The sequence below is a fragment of the Streptomyces sp. NEAU-W12 genome (assembly GCF_026242095.1).
Lineage (GTDB): Bacteria > Actinomycetota > Actinomycetes > Streptomycetales > Streptomycetaceae > Streptomyces.
In genome coordinates, this window is the sequence record NZ_JAPJDM010000002.1 from 347,905 (window position 1) to 363,552 (window position 15,648).

At 71.6% G+C, this 15,648-nt stretch carries 15 protein-coding genes and 2 pseudogenes; 7 read left to right on the forward strand and 10 right to left on the reverse strand.

Translation table 11 applies throughout. The annotated features are described in order from the left end of the window. Positions 1-123 precede the first annotated feature (123 nt). From ORI94_RS03795 to ORI94_RS03805, 3 genes are all read right to left on the reverse strand, one after another. Positions 124-954 carry a pectate lyase gene (locus ORI94_RS03795; RefSeq protein WP_266072358.1) on the reverse strand — a complete coding sequence of 277 codons (831 nt, stop codon included), beginning with the start codon at positions 952-954 and terminating at the stop codon, positions 124-126. A 140-nt stretch (positions 955-1,094) separates the two neighbouring features. Further along, a complete protein-coding gene (locus ORI94_RS03800) occupies positions 1,095-1,952 on the reverse strand; it encodes a hypothetical protein (protein ID WP_266072360.1) in 858 nt (285 codons plus the stop codon). Beyond that, a complete protein-coding gene (locus ORI94_RS03805) occupies positions 1,949-2,527 on the reverse strand; it encodes a SigE family RNA polymerase sigma factor (RefSeq protein ID WP_042166356.1) in 579 nt (192 codons plus the stop codon). The genes ORI94_RS03800 and ORI94_RS03805 overlap by 4 nt, the downstream gene beginning before the upstream one ends. 197 nt (positions 2,528-2,724) lie before the next feature. Between ORI94_RS03805 and ORI94_RS03810 the strand changes: the two are divergent. Beyond that, positions 2,725-3,004, forward strand: a pseudogene (locus ORI94_RS03810) (NCS2 family permease); the annotation flags it as partial. Between the two features lie 180 nt (positions 3,005-3,184). Here ORI94_RS03810 and ORI94_RS03815 read toward each other — a convergent pair. Then, positions 3,185-3,680: pseudogene (locus tag ORI94_RS03815) on the reverse strand (GNAT family N-acetyltransferase). After that, positions 3,677-4,450, reverse strand: coding sequence for an IclR family transcriptional regulator (locus ORI94_RS03820; protein WP_266072362.1), 774 nt, complete (start codon positions 4,448-4,450; stop codon positions 3,677-3,679). Before ORI94_RS03820 ends, ORI94_RS03815 begins: the two are co-directional and overlap by 4 nt. Positions 4,451-4,600: 150 nt before the next feature. On the opposite strand from ORI94_RS03820, the gene ORI94_RS03825 reads away from it, so the two are divergent. From ORI94_RS03825 to ORI94_RS03845, 5 genes are all read left to right on the forward strand, one after another. Next, positions 4,601-6,130 (forward strand): aldehyde dehydrogenase (NADP(+)), encoded by a 1,530-nt coding sequence (locus ORI94_RS03825; RefSeq protein ID WP_266072364.1) that lies wholly within the window; start codon positions 4,601-4,603, stop codon positions 6,128-6,130. Between the two features lie 273 nt (positions 6,131-6,403). Next, entirely contained in the window at positions 6,404-7,012 is a 609-nt protein-coding gene (locus ORI94_RS03830) for a DUF1349 domain-containing protein (protein ID WP_266072365.1), read from the forward strand. Positions 7,013-7,070: 58 nt separating this feature from the next. Next, positions 7,071-7,589, forward strand: a complete 519-nt coding sequence (locus tag ORI94_RS03835; protein WP_266072367.1) for a GNAT family N-acetyltransferase — start codon at positions 7,071-7,073, stop codon at positions 7,587-7,589. Between the two features lie 74 nt (positions 7,590-7,663). Beyond that, entirely contained in the window at positions 7,664-8,374 is a 711-nt protein-coding gene (locus tag ORI94_RS03840) for a DsbA family oxidoreductase (RefSeq protein WP_266072369.1), read from the forward strand. A gap of 172 nt (positions 8,375-8,546) precedes the next feature. Next, positions 8,547-9,599 (forward strand): aminotransferase class V-fold PLP-dependent enzyme, encoded by a 1,053-nt coding sequence (locus tag ORI94_RS03845; RefSeq protein WP_266072371.1) that lies wholly within the window; start codon positions 8,547-8,549, stop codon positions 9,597-9,599. 118 nt (positions 9,600-9,717) lie between these two features. On the opposite strand, the gene thpD is transcribed toward ORI94_RS03845, so the two are convergent. The 5 genes from thpD to ORI94_RS03870 all read right to left on the reverse strand — a co-directional run bounded on the left by thpD (position 9,718) and on the right by ORI94_RS03870 (position 14,583). Beyond that, on the reverse strand, positions 9,718-10,629 hold the full coding sequence (thpD, locus tag ORI94_RS03850; protein WP_266072373.1) for an ectoine hydroxylase: 912 nt from the start codon (positions 10,627-10,629) through the stop codon (positions 9,718-9,720). Positions 10,630-10,636: 7 nt separating this feature from the next. Beyond that, the gene (locus ORI94_RS03855) at positions 10,637-11,035 is read right to left on the reverse strand and encodes an ectoine synthase (RefSeq protein WP_266072375.1); all 399 of its coding nucleotides are present in this window, start codon (positions 11,033-11,035) and stop codon (positions 10,637-10,639) included. A gap of 184 nt (positions 11,036-11,219) precedes the next feature. Further along, on the reverse strand, positions 11,220-12,491 hold the full coding sequence (gene ectB, locus ORI94_RS03860; protein ID WP_266072377.1) for a diaminobutyrate--2-oxoglutarate transaminase: 1,272 nt from the start codon (positions 12,489-12,491) through the stop codon (positions 11,220-11,222). An 88-nt stretch (positions 12,492-12,579) separates the two neighbouring features. Next, positions 12,580-13,086 (reverse strand): diaminobutyrate acetyltransferase, encoded by a 507-nt coding sequence (gene ectA, locus ORI94_RS03865; RefSeq protein ID WP_042166373.1) that lies wholly within the window; start codon positions 13,084-13,086, stop codon positions 12,580-12,582. 363 nt (positions 13,087-13,449) lie between these two features. Next, positions 13,450-14,583, reverse strand: coding sequence for a pyridoxal-phosphate-dependent aminotransferase family protein (locus ORI94_RS03870; RefSeq protein WP_266072379.1), 1,134 nt, complete (start codon positions 14,581-14,583; stop codon positions 13,450-13,452). A 207-nt stretch (positions 14,584-14,790) separates the two neighbouring features. Here ORI94_RS03870 and ORI94_RS03875 point away from each other — a divergent pair, with 207 nt between their 5' ends. Beyond that, positions 14,791-15,645: a transporter substrate-binding domain-containing protein gene (locus tag ORI94_RS03875; RefSeq protein WP_266072380.1), complete on the forward strand. Its 855-nt coding sequence runs from the start codon at positions 14,791-14,793 to the stop codon at positions 15,643-15,645. Positions 15,646-15,648 lie beyond the last annotated feature (3 nt).

The window sequence follows — 15,648 nt, forward strand, 5'->3', positions numbered from 1 at the left end:
AACCGGCGTGGACGGGGTGGCGGGGCCGAAAGGTTTCGCCGGTTTTCGCCGGCGCCCCGCGGGCAACGCGGACGCCCCGGCGGGAGTTCACCCGCCGGGGCCCCGGTCGTCTGCTCGGCAGGGTCACTTGTAGGTGATGTCCGAGTCCGAGAACTTGCAGTACTTCCCGTCGGCGCCGGAGCCGAGGTCCTTCGGCTCCTTGCCCGTGTTGTTGCCCTGGTAGCGGGTGCAGGTCTTCATCTTCTTCTTGCTGTCCCCGTGGATGCGGATCTGCGACAGCGTGGCGGTGTCCCCGTAGTTGGTGTTGATGCCGACGACCGACTTGCCGGGGGCCGTCAGGTCGATGTCCTTCAGCACGATCGTGCGCTTGTACTGCGTCTTGCAGTTGCCGCAGGAGCGCACCAGCTTGCCGAAGTCCTCGACCTGGAAGCCGCTCACCGTCAGCGTCCCGGCGCCGTTGAACTGCAGCACCTTGTCGTCGGCCTTCCTCGCGCCGCCGCCGATCACCCTGTACTGCGCCGAGGACGACTTGCCCTTGAAGCTGGCGGCGTCCTCGCCGACGTCCAGCCACCACACGTTCTGCAGCGTGCAGCTGCCCTTGCAGTGCACGCCGTCGGCGGCCGGGGTGCCGATGACGACGTTCTTGAGCGTGGCACCGTCGGCCAGCTCGAAGACCGGGTCCTGGCCCTCGTCCTGGCCGTCGCCGCCCAGGTCGCCGGTGCCGTAGTACTTCTTCATGCCGCCGTCGAGCACCCCGGAGACCGGGACGGTCTTCGACACCGGCCTGCTGCCGGTGTCCGAGGGCCACGAGGAGGCGGCGCTCGCGGTGGACAGCATCGTCGAGGTGAAGATCGCCGCACCTGTGACGCCGAGCGCGGAGACCCCGGCGATCACCGCCCGCCTCCTGCCGGTGCGGCGGCGGTGGGAGGCGGGCTGTTCGGCTCCTGCAGTCATGCTTGTTCCTTGCGTGAGGAGAATCGTTTCGCCTCTTGGTTGCCGCACGGTGGGGAGGGGTTGCCGCGACCGGGGAACTTTTTTTCCGGCCCCCCTCGGCCGCCGTCGCCCCGCTGGCGAACGGCGTGGGGCCCCGGACGTCAGTCGTCCCGGGCCGCGAAGCCACCGCCCACCAGAAGCTGTCCGGAGCCGGTGGCAGCCGTCGCGGTGTAGGTGTCGGCCCCGGCGTCCCGCCCGCCGCGTGCGTGGTCGTACTGCCCCGCGAAGACCCACTCGCCCGGCGCGATCGTGCGGCCCTTCCTGAGGGTCCAGGTGTAGACGACGAAACCGTCCCGCTCGCCGGTGGTCAGGCTGAAGTCCTTCTCGGGCAGGGAACGCCAGGCCCCCGTGGAAGAGACGCCTCCGGTCTGCGCGATCCGCAGTTCCACGGTGAGCGCGGTGAGCCGCTCGGTGGTCTTCAGGGTGACGTTGCTCTGCGCCCAGAACTCGTTGCTGTGCCGGTCCACCGAGCCGTCCGACCACAACGGCCCGTCCTCGACGCCCCGGGGCTGTCGAGCGGGCCCCGGGGCCTCCGCGGCGGGCGTTCCCGTCCCCGGCGTCCGGGCCGGTGGCGAATCCGGCCCGCCGGTCCCCTCCGGGGTGTCCGCCGACGGCTCCGCCGGCGGCAGGGGCGCCCGGCTCGTCGCGTCCGGTGACGGTGTGGGCTCGGGCGTCGGCGAGACCGCCACCTGCCGCTGCGCGGGCGGTTCCTCCTCCGTCACCACGGAGGCGACCGCGAAGCCGCCCACCGCGAGCACTCCGGCCACCGCGGCCGTCGTGCCCGCCACCCGGATCCATCCGAGCGCCGGCGGGCGGGTCGCCCGGCGGTCGGGCCGGGCCGGTCGGGCCATGCCGCGCTCGACCCGGGCCAGGATGCGCTCCCGGTCGGGCTCGTGCTCCCCGGCCACCTCGTGCAGCCGGGCACGCAGCTCGTCGTGCACGTCCCGCCGCATCGTCATCGGTCCCTTTCCGTGTCCTCGCCGGCGGGCCTTCCCGGGCGCCCCGCCGCGGCGTGCACCCTTCGTGGCACCTCCGCCGTGCCCAGCAGCCGCTGCAGTTCGGCCATTCCCTTCGAGGTCTGGCTCTTCACCGTACCCACCGAGACGCCCAGGGCGAGCGCGGTGTCCTTCTCCGACAGGTCGAAGGCGTGCCGCAGCACCACACACGCACGCTTGCGGAACGGCAGCCGACGCAACGCCTCCCGCACATCCACGACCCCCGCGACGTCCGGGTTCTCGACCCGTTCCTCGCGCTGCGACCAGAACAGGGCGATCCGGCGCCGCTCACGCACCGCGCTGCGTATGCGGGTGCGTGCCAGATTGGCGACCACACCCCGTGCGTACGCCGCCGGATGGTCGGCGGCGCGCACCCGGTCCCAGCGGTGCCACAACGCCAGCAGGGCGTCCGCGGCCAGATCATCGGCGGTGTCCGCCTCGCCCGTCAGCAGGACGGCCAGCCGCGAGAGTTCGGCGTAGTGACGCTCGAAGAAGGCGTGAAACTCCACGGAGGCGGCGTCGTCGATGAGCGTGCCCACGGGCCACCTCCCCTTACTGCGGGTTCGGGGCCCAGGAGCCCCGGCATATGACGGTGTGTGTCATGTAGATGACATGTGAACGTCCGGAGCGGGCCGGGCGCGAGATCCGGAGCGTAGCAGTGATCATCCACGCGTCCGTCTGGAGGGTCGAACGGTGAACAGCGGGCCGTCACCCGAAACCGTGACACGCGGCACACCTGAACGCGGCCCGCCCCGGGCACGGTTTCCTGATGACGACCCAGGTCGGGCACATCCCGTGGGACCGGTACGGCATCGCCGTCCCGGCCTTCCTCACCCTCGCCGTCATGCCGTTCACCCACTCGATCACCGACGGCATCGGAGCCGGCTCCGTCGCCCACGTGCTGATCCCGTCGGTGCTGGGCAGGGCGAAGGGGGATCCACTGGTGGCTGTGGGGGACCTCGGCACTGTTCCTGGCGTACTTCGCGATCGACCCGACCGAGCAGATCCTGGGCGTGGGACAGGCCGTGGGGCGGGACCGGCTTGTGCGGAAGGCGACGGGCCGCCCCCGGGGGGGGGGGGGGAGGGGGGCGGCCCGTCACCGGTACAGACGGTTGCCCGGCCGGAAAGGTTCAGTGCCTTGACGAATGCGTCGCCCGGAACCCGCCGCTCGCCGACCGGGCGCGGGGGAGAGCCGTTCAGCCGGCCGGCACGACGGCGAGGACGAGGTCGTCGCTCTCGGCGCCCCGGGCCGGCGCGTGCCCCGTCTCCTGCGCGAGGACCCGGACACCGCACTTCTCCAGGACCCGCAGCGGCCCCGCGTCGCCGGCGGCCACGCGCGCGTGCGGCGGACGCTCGGTCACCCCGGCGCGCAGGGCGCGCAGGGCGGCGGTGGCGATGCCCCCGCCCCAGTACGCCCGGTCGGCCCGGTACGCCACCTCGCGCTCGCCCGCCGTTCCGTACACCGCCGCGTGGCCCACCACGTCACCGTCGTGCGGCACCGTGCGCACGACGGCGTCCGGCGCGGTGCGAGGGCCGCGCCCAGTGGGTCCCGAAGGCCTCCCGGCCGGCCGGGCCCCCGGCGGTGAAGGCCGCCGTCCACAGCGCCTCCGGGTCGTTCGACTGCCGGTGGAGGACCGGCAGATCGCTGTCGCGCACCGTGCGCAGGGCGACCTGCGGGCCGGTCGCGGTCAGAGCCTCCGGGTGGCCAGCGTCAGCCGGTCGCGCGCGTCGAACAGCGCGTCCTTGACCATCTGCTCGTGCGCGGGGGTGAGCCGGGCGACCGGCACCGAGCAGCTGATCGCGTCCCGCGCGGGGGTGCGGTACGGGATCGCCACACCGAAGCAGCGCAGCCCCAGCGTGTTCTCCTCGCGGTCCACCGCGATGCCCTGCTCCCGTACCTGGTACAGCTCCTCGATGAGCTTCTCCCGGTCGGTGACCGTGTGCTCGGTGAGGGCGGGCAGCGTCTGGGGGAGCATCTTGCGCACCTGTTCGTCCGTGTACGTGCTCAGCAGCGCCTTGCCGAGCGACGTCGAGTGCGCGGGCAGCCGGCGGCCGACCCGGGTGAACGGGCGCAGGTAGTGCTGCGACTGCCGGGTGGCCAGGTACACCACGTTGGTGCCGTCGAGCCGGGCGAGGTGGATCGTCTCCGTGGTGTCGTCCGACAGCCGGTCCAGCGTGGGCCGGGCCGCCGCCACGACCTCGTCCCCGTCGATGTACGACGTGCCCACGAGCAGCGCCCTCACGCCGATGCCGTACCGCGTGCCCGTCGAGTCCGTCTCCACCCAGCCGAGGTCGACGAGGGTGCGCAGCAGCATGTAGAGGCTCGACTTGGGGTACCCGACGGCTTCCTGGACCGCCGCCAGGGAGTGCATGCCGGGCCGCCCGGCGAAGTACTCGAGCAGTTCAACGGTCCGCACCGCGGACTTGACCTGCGCGCCGCCGCCCGTCTCGCCAGCCGACATGCCCTTGACCCTTCGTTCGACGAGAAGCTGAAGTTATAGTCTCCAACAGCCCATTCATCATCAGAGACAGCGTTCAGTATATCGAACACTCCTGGTGGACGACGTACATACTGCGGCATTGCAAGCGGCAGTCAAGCGGAAGGACTCGCGGTGGCAGCAGCACCAGTCTGGAGTGTCGACCCCCGAACCGGGAAGCAGCGGGAACAGGTCGCGATGGAGGCCACGGCCCAGGAGGTGGACGCCGCGGTCCGGGCCGCCCACGAGGCGCGGGGCGCGCTGGCCGACCGGACCGTCCGCTCGTCCTTCCTGCGCTCGGCCGCCGACGAACTCGAGGCGGCCAAGGACACGCTCGTCGAGGTCGCCGACGCCGAGACCGCTCTCGGCCCGGTCCGCCTCACCGGCGAACTGGCCCGCACCTGCTACCAGTTGCGGGCCTTCGCCGACATCGTCGACGAGGGCGCCTTCCTCGACGTCGTCATCAACCACCCCGACGACACCGCGACCCCGCCCGTCCCGGACCTGCGCCGCTACAAGGTCCCGCTGGGCGTCGTCGCCGTCTACTCGGCCTCCAACTTCCCCTTCGCCTTCTCCGTCCCCGGCGGCGACACCGCGAGCGCCCTCGCGGCCGGCTGCCCCGTGGTCGTCAAGGCCCACCCCGACCACCCCGGTCTCTCCGAGCTGGTCGCCAGGGTGCTGCGCCGGGCGGCGGCCCCGCACGGCATCCCCGAGGGCGTGCTCGGCCTGGTGCACGGCTTCGAGGCCGGCGTCGAGCTGGTCCGGCACCCGCTGGTCTCGGCGGCCGGCTTCACCGGCTCGGTACGCGGCGGCCGGGCCCTCTTCGACGCGGCGGCCGCCCGCCCGGTCCCCATCCCGTTCCACGGCGAGCTGGGCTCCCTGAACCCGGTCCTCGTCACGGAGGCCGCCGCCGCCGAGCGCGCCGAGACGATCGGTGCCGGGCTCGCCGGGTCGATGACGCTCGGCGTCGGCCAGTTCTGCGTGAAGCCGGGGCTCGTCCTCGCCCCGGCGGGCGCGGCCGGCGACCGCCTGGTCAAGTCCCTGACCGACGCCGTCAGCGACACCGACGCCGGTGTCCTGCTCGACCACCGCATGCGCGACAACTTCGTCGCCGGGGTCGCCGAGCGGGCCCAGCTGCCCGACGTGGAGTCCCCGGTGACGCCCGGCGCGGGCGGCGAGCACACCGTCAGTGCCGGATTCCTCACCGTCCCGGCGAGCAGGCTCGCCACGGAGGGCGAGCACGACCTGCTCCTGGAGGAGTGCTTCGGTCCGGTCACCGTCCTGGTCCGCTACGAGGACGACGCCGAGGTCCACTCCGTCCTCTCCCGCCTCCCCGGCAACCTCACCGCCACCGTCCACCTCTCCGAGGAGGAGGGCGCGGGCCGGGGGCGGGGCGCGGAGATCCTCGGCGAGCTGACCCCGCTCGCCGGCCGGGTGCTGGTCAACGCCTGGCCGACCGGTGTCGCGGTCGCCCCGGCCCAGCACCACGGCGGCCCCTACCCGGCGACGACCTCCACCTCCACCTCGGTCGGCGGCACCGCCATCGAGCGCTGGCTGCGTCCCGTCGCCTACCAGAACAGCCCGCAGGCCCTCCTGCCGCCGGAACTGCGCGACGACAACCCGCAGGGGCTGCCGCGCCGGTTCAACGGCCGGCTGGAGCGCTGACCGCGCACGGCAGGCAGCCGCAGGGGCCCGTCCGGCACGACCCGCCGGACGGGCCCCTCACGGTCCGCCCGGCGGACCGTGCCGGAGGCGCGGGGCCGGCACGCACTTTCCCCAGCTCTTCGAGCAGGGGCCCCATCGCGTCGCCTCCCTCCTCGGCCTTGCAGCCGCACGCACCGGACCCCGCTCACCCCGGCCGGACGGATGCGGCCGGTCGCCTCCGGCCTGGTCCGCCGGGCGGTCCCCGGCACGCGGTGAACCTGCGAGACTTCCTCCATGGACGTAAAGATTCCCGAACTGCCGTTCCCCCTGCGCACCTACGGTCCCGACGGGCACTGGTCCCACGAGAACGGCGTCCTCACCGGCTGGGCCGGACCGCGCCAGGACCGCTTCGTGCCGCCCACCGGGGAGAACCTGGATCCGGCCACCGACGCGCCCCGGCTGCTGGGCGCCCCCGAGGGCGACTTCCAGCTGATAGCACGGGTCACCGTCGGCTTCGCCGCCGCGTTCGACGCCGGGGTCCTCTACGTCCACACCGGTGAGCGGAACTGGGCCAAGCTGTGCCTGGAGTACTCCCCGGACGTGCCCACCGTCTGCACGGTCGTCACCCGGGGCCACTCCGACGACGCCAACTCCTTGACCGTGGAGGGCAGTTCCGCCTGGCTGCGGGTCAGCCGCACCGGCCGCGCCTTCGCCTTCCACGCCTCCCGCGACGGCGAGCACTGGACCTTCGTCCGTCTCTTCACCCTCGATGCGGAGGAGGAGACGGGAGCCGCCCTCGTCGGCTTCATGACCCAGTCCCCGATGGGCGAGGGCTGCGTGGTCACCTACGACCACATCGAGTTCCGGCCGAACTGGCCGCAGGACCTGCGCGACGGCAGCTGAGGGCCGGGCACCCGCTGCGGGCGGGGACCGCCACCCGCCTCCGTACGCCGTGAACCGTATGACCACACCCCACCGGACCGCGGACCCCCCGGTGATCAGGACCGCCCTGGCGGCCGAGGCCGGGGACGTCGCCGCGCTGCACCTGCGGGCCCGCTCCACGTACTACCCGGACGGCGTCCCCGACGACGGCACCGACTGGCCTGCCGTCCGGCGGGAGGCGATCGCGCGCCCCGACGGGCGGGTGCTGTGCGCGTTGCGGGACGGACGCCTGGCCGGCCTCGCCTCCTTCCGTACCCCGCCGGACGCTCCCGCCGGCACGGTCAAGCTGTTCCAGTTCCACGTGGACCCCGACCACCGGCGGACCGGGATCGGCACGGCCCTGCACGCCGTCTGCGCCCGGGAACGGCGGGCGAACGGTCTGCACACCGCCGTACTCGACGTGCACGTCGACAACCGGCGCGCCCGGAGCTTCTACGCCCGCCTGGGCTGGACCCCCGACCCGGCACAACCGCCCGCCCCCGACGACCACCACCTGTACCTGCGCTTCACCGTGCCCGGGGACCACCCCGGGGAATGAACCGCACCGGTTGAAGGTTCACGCATCCGGCGGAGGGAGACTCCGTGCCCTACGACGGGGAGAGTGCCTCAACGATGCGTGTCGAGATCTGGTCGGACATCGCGTGCCCCTGGTGCTACGTGGGCAAGGCCCGCTTCGAGAAGGCCCTCGGCGCCTTTCCGCACCGCGACGGCGTCGAGGTGGTGCACCGCTCCTTCGAGCTGGATCCGGGCCGGGCCAAGGACGACATCCAGCCCGTGCTCTCGATGCTCACCGGGAAGTACGGCATGAGCCGGGCGCAGGCCGAGGCCGGCGAGGACAACCTGGGCGCCCAGGCCGCCGCCGAGGGGTTGCCCTACCGCACGCGGGGCCGTGACCACGGCGGCACCTTCGACATGCACCGCCTGCTCCACTTCGCCCGCGAGAAGGGACGTCAGGCGGAGCTTCTCGACCTGCTCCACACGGCGAACTTCGCCGAGGAGCGGTCCGTGTTCGGCGACGACGACCGCCTCCTCGAACTCGCCACCGCCGCCGGCCTCGACACCGGCGCCGCCCGCGCGGTCCTCGCCGACCCGCAGGCGTACGCCGCCGAGGTGCGCGAGGACCAGCGGGAGGCCGCGGAACTCGGCGCGCGGGGCGTGCCCTTCTTCGTCTTCGACCGCACGTACGGAGTCTTTGGCGCCCAGCCCGCCGAGGTGTTCACCCGGGCGCTGACCCGGGCCTGGGGCGAGCGGACGCCGCTGAAGACCGTCGGGGGCGACGCGGCGGCCTGCGGTCCCGACGGCTGCGCGGTCCCGCAGACCTGAACCGGCCACGCCCACGGCCTGAACCGGCCGTGCCCCCACCGCCGATCCGCGCCCACCGCGCTGCTGCCTTCGTCCGTCCTCGCAGGTCAGGGCGTACTCATAAGGGTTCCTTCGCGGTTCCACGCAGAACAGGCCAATGGACGGGGAGAGCCCGGGACCGCAGAGTGATCCCATGGAGACCTTCGAGCATCTCGTCCGTGCCGAGTTCACCCCGAGGAACACCTTCCTGAACACCGCCGCCAACGCCCTCCTGCCCGCCCGCACCGTGACCGCCCTCGAGGGTGCCGTGCGACTGAGGGCCGAGGGGGGTCCGCTGGATCCGCTGTACGACGACGTCGAGGCGAGCCGGGCCGCGTACGCCCGGCTGGCCGGCGTCCCCGTCGAGCGGGTGGCGGTCGGGGCGACCGTCGCCCTGTACACCGGGCTGATCGCGGCCTCACTGCGGCCGGGGGCCGAGGTGATCACCGTCGAGAACGACTTCGCGTCGGTGCTCAACCCGTTCCACCTCCGCGGCGACCTCAAGGTGCGGGCCGTGCCGCTGGAGCGGCTCGCCGGGTCCGTCGGCCCCGAGACCGCTCTCGTCGCCTTCAGCGCCGTGCAGTCCGCCGACGGCCGGATCGCCGATCTGCCCGCGCTGCGCGAGGCGGCCCGGGAGCACGGAGCACGCACCTACGTCGACTTCTCCCAGGCGATCGGCTGGCTGCCGGTCGAGGCCGGTGCCTTCGACTACTCCGTCACCATCGTCTACAAGTGGCTGCTGGGCCCGCACGGCGGAGCCTTCCTGACCGTACCGGAGGACTTCGGGGACCTGGTCCCCGTACAGGCGGGGTGGGCCGCGGCGGAGGAGCCCTGGAACAGCTGCTACGGGCCCGTCGCCGAACTCGCCCGCTCCGCCCGCCGGTTCGACGTGAGCCCCGCCCTCCTCACCTACGCGGGACTGCGGACCTCACTCGAACTCGTCGAGGAGATCGGGGTGGACGCCGTGCACGCCCACGACGTGGCCCTCGCCGACCGCTTCCGCGCGGGGCTCGTCGCGCGGGGCCACGAGCCCGTGGACTCGCCCGGTTCGGCGATCGTGTCCGTGCCGGGCCTGGGCCGTCTCCAGCCGGAGTTGAGCAGGGCGGGCCTGGCCCTGTCCGACCGGGCGGGCCATCTGCGGGCGTCCTTCCACCTCTACAACACCCCGGCGGACGTGGACCGGCTGCTGGAGGCGCTGCCCGGCTGAGCCGTCCGCGGCCGCGGACACGGCAGCGGGCCGGTGCCTCCCGTCCCACACGAGGAGGCCCGGCCCGCGGTCACGGCCTCGCCGGCCCGTTCACGCCGGCGAACTCACTCCGATGTGCTCACCTCACCGGAGTGAAGTCCCGGGCCCCGATGTAGTCGGGCCGCCGGACCGGCGCCGCGAACGGCTCGACGGCCGTGTTGTCGACGCTGTTGAACACGATGAACACGTTGCTGCGCGGGAACGGCGTGATGTTGTCCCCGGAGCCGTGCATGCAGTTGCAGTCGAACCAGGTCGCCGAGCCGGCCCTGCCGGTGAACAGCTTGATGCCGTACTCGGACGCCAGCGAGGTCAGCCCCTCGTCGGAGGGCGTGCCCGCGTCCTGCATCTGCAGCGACTTCTTGTAGTTGTCCTTCGGCGTGGCCCCCGCGCACCCGAGGAACGTCTTGTGCGACCCCGGCATGATCATGAGCCCGCCGTTGGTGTCGAAGTTCTCGGTGAGCGCGATCGACACGGACACCGTCCGCATCCGCGGCAGACCGTCCTCGGCGTGCCAGGTCTCGAAGTCCGAGTGCCAGTAGAAGCCACTGGCCCCGAAGCCCGGCTTGACGTTGATCCGCGACTGGTGGACGTAGACGTCGGAGCCGAGGATCTGCCGGGCCCGGCCGACGACGCGTTCGTCGCGCACGAGCCGCGCGAACACCTCGCTGATCCGGTGGACCTCGAAGACGGACCGGATCTCCTTGGACTGCGGCTCGACGATCGACCGGTCGTCGGCCCGGATCGCCGGGTCGGAGACCAGCCGGTTCAATTCGTCCCGGTAGACGGTGACCTCGTCGTCGGTGATCAGCTGATCGATGGCGAGGAAGCCGTCACGCTCGAAGGACCCGAGGTCGGCCGGAGCGATCGGGCCGGGGGCGTCGGGGGCGCCCCAGACGACCGGGTCCTGCCGAGGGGTGAGCACCTCGGTGTGGCCCCGGGTGGGATAGAGGTCGGGGACGTGTGTCTGGGTGCTGGTGGTCACGGTGGTCATGGAAATCTCACACCTCCTCGGTGAGCAGCGGGTATACGCCGTTCTCGTCGTGGTCCTCCCGTCCGGTGACGGGCGGGTTGAAGACGCAGAGGCAGCGGAAGTCCTTCTTGACCCGCAGCGTGTGCTTCTCGTGCCCGTCGAGGAGGTACATCGTTCCGGGCGTGATCGTGTGCGTCAGCCCGGATTCGTGGTCGGTGAGTTCTGCCTCGCCTTCCACACAGACGACGGCCTCGACGTGGTTCGCGTACCACATCGATGTCTCCGTACCGGCGTACAGGATGGTCTCGTGCAGGGAGAAGCCCACGTTCTCCTTGGCGAGGACGATGCGCTTGCTCTCCCAGGTACCGGACGCGGACTTCACGTGCCGGTCGGTACCCTCGATCTCCTTGAAGGAACGGACAATCACGGTGCTGAGATGCCTCCTCGGTGGTGGTGCTGGTACTGCCTGCGGGCCGTCCGGGTCCCGGGCCGAGGCCCGGGACCCGGACGGTTCAACAGACGATTCAGGTGGTCACCCTGGTCCGGGTGGCCCGGATCGGCCGGATCATTCCGGCGGTCCTCCGGGCGGTCGGGGCGGTCGGTCGGGGCGGTCAGGCGGTCTCGCGGACGGCGCGGGCCAGCGTGGTCAGTCCCTCGTCCAGCTCTTCCGGGGTGATGGTCAGGGCCGGGAGCAGCTTGACGACCTCGCTCTCGGGGCCGGACGTCTCGATCAGCAGCCCGAGCTCGAAGGCGCGCGCGGCGATGCGCCCGGCCCGCGCCTTGTCGTGGAACTCCATGCCCCACACGAGCCCGCGACCGCGGTACTCCTTCACGTCGGCGGGGTTCTCCTCGGCGATGGCGGCCATCGCCTGGTCGACCTGCTCGCCGCGGGCACGGGTCTGCTTCTCCATCGCCGACCCGTCGGCCCAGTACGCCTCCAGGGCGGCGGTCGCCGTGACGAAGGCGGGGTTGTTGCCGCGGAAGGTGCCGTTGTGCTCGCCCGGCTCCCAGACGTCCAGCTCGGGCTTGAACAGGCACAGCGACATCGGCAGTCCGTAGCCGCTGATCGACTTGGACACCGTGACGATGTCGGGCGTGATGCCGGCCTCCTCGAAGGAGAAGAAGGCGCCGGTGCGGCCGCAGCCCATCTGGATGTCGTCGACGATCAGCAGCATGTCCTGGCGTTCGCACAGCTCGGCCAGGGCCCGCAGCCACTCGGTCCGGGCGACGTTGATGCCGCCCTCGCCCTGCACGGTCTCGACGATCACCGCGGCGGGCTTGTTGAGGCCGGAGCCCTGGTCCTCCAGCAGCCGCTCGAACCACAGGAAGTCGGGGACCTGGCCGTCGAAGTAGTTGTCGAACGGCATCGGTGTGCCGTGCACCAGCGGAATGCCCGCACCGGCGCGCTTGAAGGCGTTGCCGGTGACGGCGAGCGAGCCCAGCGACATGCCGTGGAAGGCGTTGGTGAACGAGACGATCGCCTCGCGGCCCTTCACCTTCCGGGCCAGCTTCAGCGCCGATTCCACGGCGTTGGTGCCGGTCGGGCCCGGGAACATGACCTTGTACGGCAGGTCGCGCGGACGCAGGATCCAGTTCTGGAAGGACTCCAGGAACGCGCGTTTGGCGGTGGTCGACATGTCGAGCCCGTGCGTGACGCCGTCCCGCTCCAGGTAGTCGATCAGGGCTCGTTTCAGTACGGGGTTGTTGTGGCCGTAGTTGAGTGATCCGGCTCCGGCGAAGAAGTCGAGGTACTCGTGGCCGTCCTCGTCGTACATGCGGCTGCCGTGCGCGCGGTCGAACACGGTGGGCCAGCCGCGGCAGTAGCTGCGTACCTCGGACTCGAGGGTCTCGAAGACGCTCAGATCGGGCTGGGTGATGGTCACGACGAATCGCTCCTCGGTGGCGTGGGAGGTCAAAGGGAGTCAGGGGGAAGCGGAGTGACACACGGGCCCCTGCGTGCGGGGCCGGCGGTCAGGGGGAGAGGGGGCCGATGCGGTACAGGACCTCGGGGTCGTGCGGCCCGTCGGGGAACTGCTCCGCCTCGAACAGCACCTCGCGCTCCAGCCGGGCCCCGTGGCGCTCGGCGAACGCGGTGAACAGGCGCTCGGACGCGGTGTTCCCCGGTGTGATGGTGGTCTCCACGGTGGTCACTCCGTGTTCCGCGATGGTCCGTGCGACCAGACCGTCGAGCAGAGCGGCGGCCAGGCCACGGCCGCGGTGCGTCTCGTCCACCGCGACCTGCCAGACGAGCAGGGTGTGCGGGCTGTCCGGCCGTACGTAGCCGGTGACGAAGCCGATCGGCTCCCCGCCGGCGTCACGCGCGACGGCGGATGTGGCGGCGAAGTCCCGGCACCACAGGAGATAGCTGTACGACGAGTTCAGGTCGAGGGTTTTCGAGTCCCTTGCTATCCGCCACAGCGCGGCTCCGTCCGCCAGGGCGGGGCGGTCGATTTGCGGGTCTGCTTGTGCGGCAGTCATGTGAATTGAACTTACCCAGGTAAATTCGAAATTGCATCGGCTGCCGGGGTTACCTGAGCGACTCGTCTATGTTATCGCGCGGGCGTGAGGCCGCAAGCGGAAGCCTGACGCAATGCCCCTTTTTGGGTGGTATTTAAGCCGCGAAACGGACACTTTGTGGAACCGGTCACAAGTGTGTAACTCCCGTGAGGGCGGCCCGGGTGCGCCGCTCCCGCCCGCCTGAATCGATGTGTTTACACTTCAAAAAAGCGGGCAGAAGAAGATGGGAAGCTGCTCTGGAAAGTATTATTGAAATAAGCGGGAGTAGAGGGAGGAGAATACCCCTCGAGGGCTTCTGGTAATCCCATGGAATTCACGCTCCGGTTACTCGCGCGCCGGCTGCCCGGACTCCGTTCGGCGCCAGCCGCGGTCGGCGGCCCGCAGGGCCCCGGGCACGTCCACCGTCAGGCCCTGATCCGCCAGCGCCGTGCCCAGGGCCGTCAGGCTCGCCCGGACCGCGCCCCGGGTCGCGTCGGGACCGTAGTGGTTGACGCGGATCATCTCGCCGGCCAGTGCCCCGCCCCCCGCGGCCAGGGGCAGCGCAGGGTCCACGGCCAGGGCGCGCGCCACCAGCTCGGCGGCCACCGAGCCCGACGGAACCCGCAGGGTCGTGGCGACCGGGGCCGCCTGGGCCGCGTCGTGGACGTACGGCTCCAGGCCGCCGCCCAGCGCGAGTGCACCCGCCCGGGTCGCCGCCGCGGCCGCCGCGTGCCGTGCCGTCACCGCATCCAGGCCCACGGCCTCGATGCGCTCCACGCACGCCTCCAGAGCCAGCATCTCCAGTTGCGCCGGCGCGTGCGGCAACGCCGTGCGGCCCCCGTCGATCCAGCGCTGCTTCCAGTCCAGCAGGGACAGGTACGAGTGGCGCGGCGCCCGCGGGTTCGCCGCCATCCGGGCCCATGCCCGCCCGCTCACCGACACCGCCGACACGCCGGCCGGGCCGCCCATCGCCTTCTGGGCCCCGATCACGCACAGATCCACACCCCACGCGTCCGGGAGCACCGGCTCCGCCCCGATCGACGCCACCGCGTCCAGGTAGAACAGCGCCCCGTGCGCCCGCACCGCCTCGCCGATCTCCGCGACCGGGTTGGTGTTGCCGGTGGCCGCCTCCGCGTGCACCAGGGAGACGAAGTCGATCTCCGGGTGCGCGGCGAAGGCCTCGCGGATCCGCCCGGCCGTCACCGCCGTGTGGAACGGCACCGTCAGATCGATCACCGTGGCGCCGCAGTCCCGCAGCCAGTCGCCGAAGGTCTGCCCGTACGGGCCCGTGACGACGTTCAGCGCGGTCGTGCCGGGTCCGGCGGCCGCGCGGATCGCGCCCTCCAGCGGCAGCAGCGCCTCGCCCTGCATGATCACGACGTCCTGTGTGGTGTTCAGCAGCCGGGCCACGCCGTCCTCGATCGAGGCGAAGTGCGCGGCGCTCAGCGGGGCCAGACCGAGGAAGGGGTGGGTGCTCACGGCGGTGCTCTCCAGATCGCGGCTCTACGGGTTCCGACGGGCTCGAGCGTATCCGGCCCCCCGGAGGGCAGCCCGGTCCGGCGCCCGAGGGCCCGGCCCGACGCCCGGTTCTCAGGTCGGGCGATGCCGTAGCCATCGGTTTGGTTTGGGGAACCCAAACTTCTCCTTATAATCGGAACCTCATTCGTTCCCTACCAGGAGGCCTCAGTGAAGACGCTCCTCGGCCGCAGGACCCGCGTCCTGGCCGCCACCACCGCGACGGCCGGGCTGGTGCTCCTGACCGCCTGCACCTCCACCGACGACGGGGACGGCAGCGCCTCCAAGACCGCAGCCGGCGGCGTCGAACTCGCCAGGGCGGGGCAGCTCACCACCTGCACCCACCTCCCGTACCCGCCCTTCCAGTCGGAGATCGACGGCAAGGTGCAGGGCTTCGACGTGGCCCTGGTCGACCTCGTCGCCGAGGACCTGGAAGTGGAGCAGGAGATCCTCGACACGCCGTTCGAGAACTTCAAGACCGGCGCCTTCCTCAACTCCGGTGAGTGCGACCTGGCCGCGGCCGGTATGACCATCACCGACGAGCGCAAGAAGAACGTCGACTTCTCGGACCCGTACTTCAACGCCACCCAGGCCGTCCTCGTCGACAAGTCGGCCGGCGTCACCTCGCTCGCCGACGTGAAGTCGAAGAACGTCAAGCTCGGCGCCCAGGCGCAGACCACCGGCGAGGACTACGTCAAGGGGGAGGGCTTCGACCCGGTCTCCTTCGAGTCCTCCGACGCCGTCCTCAACGGCCTGCGCACCGGCCAGGTGAAGGCCGTCGTCATCGACTTCCCGGTGGTCCAGGGCTGGCTCAAGGACAAGGCCACCGCCGACGCCTACGAGGTCGTCGACAACCTCGACACCGGCGAGCAGTACGGCTTCACGGTGAAGAAGGGCAACACCGCGCTGCAGAAGGCCATCAACAAGGCGCTCTCGGACGCCAAGGAGGACGGCACGTACAAGAAGCTGTACGAGCAGTGGATCGGCCCGTACGACGAGTCCGCCGCCTCGCCGGCCGCATCCTGATCC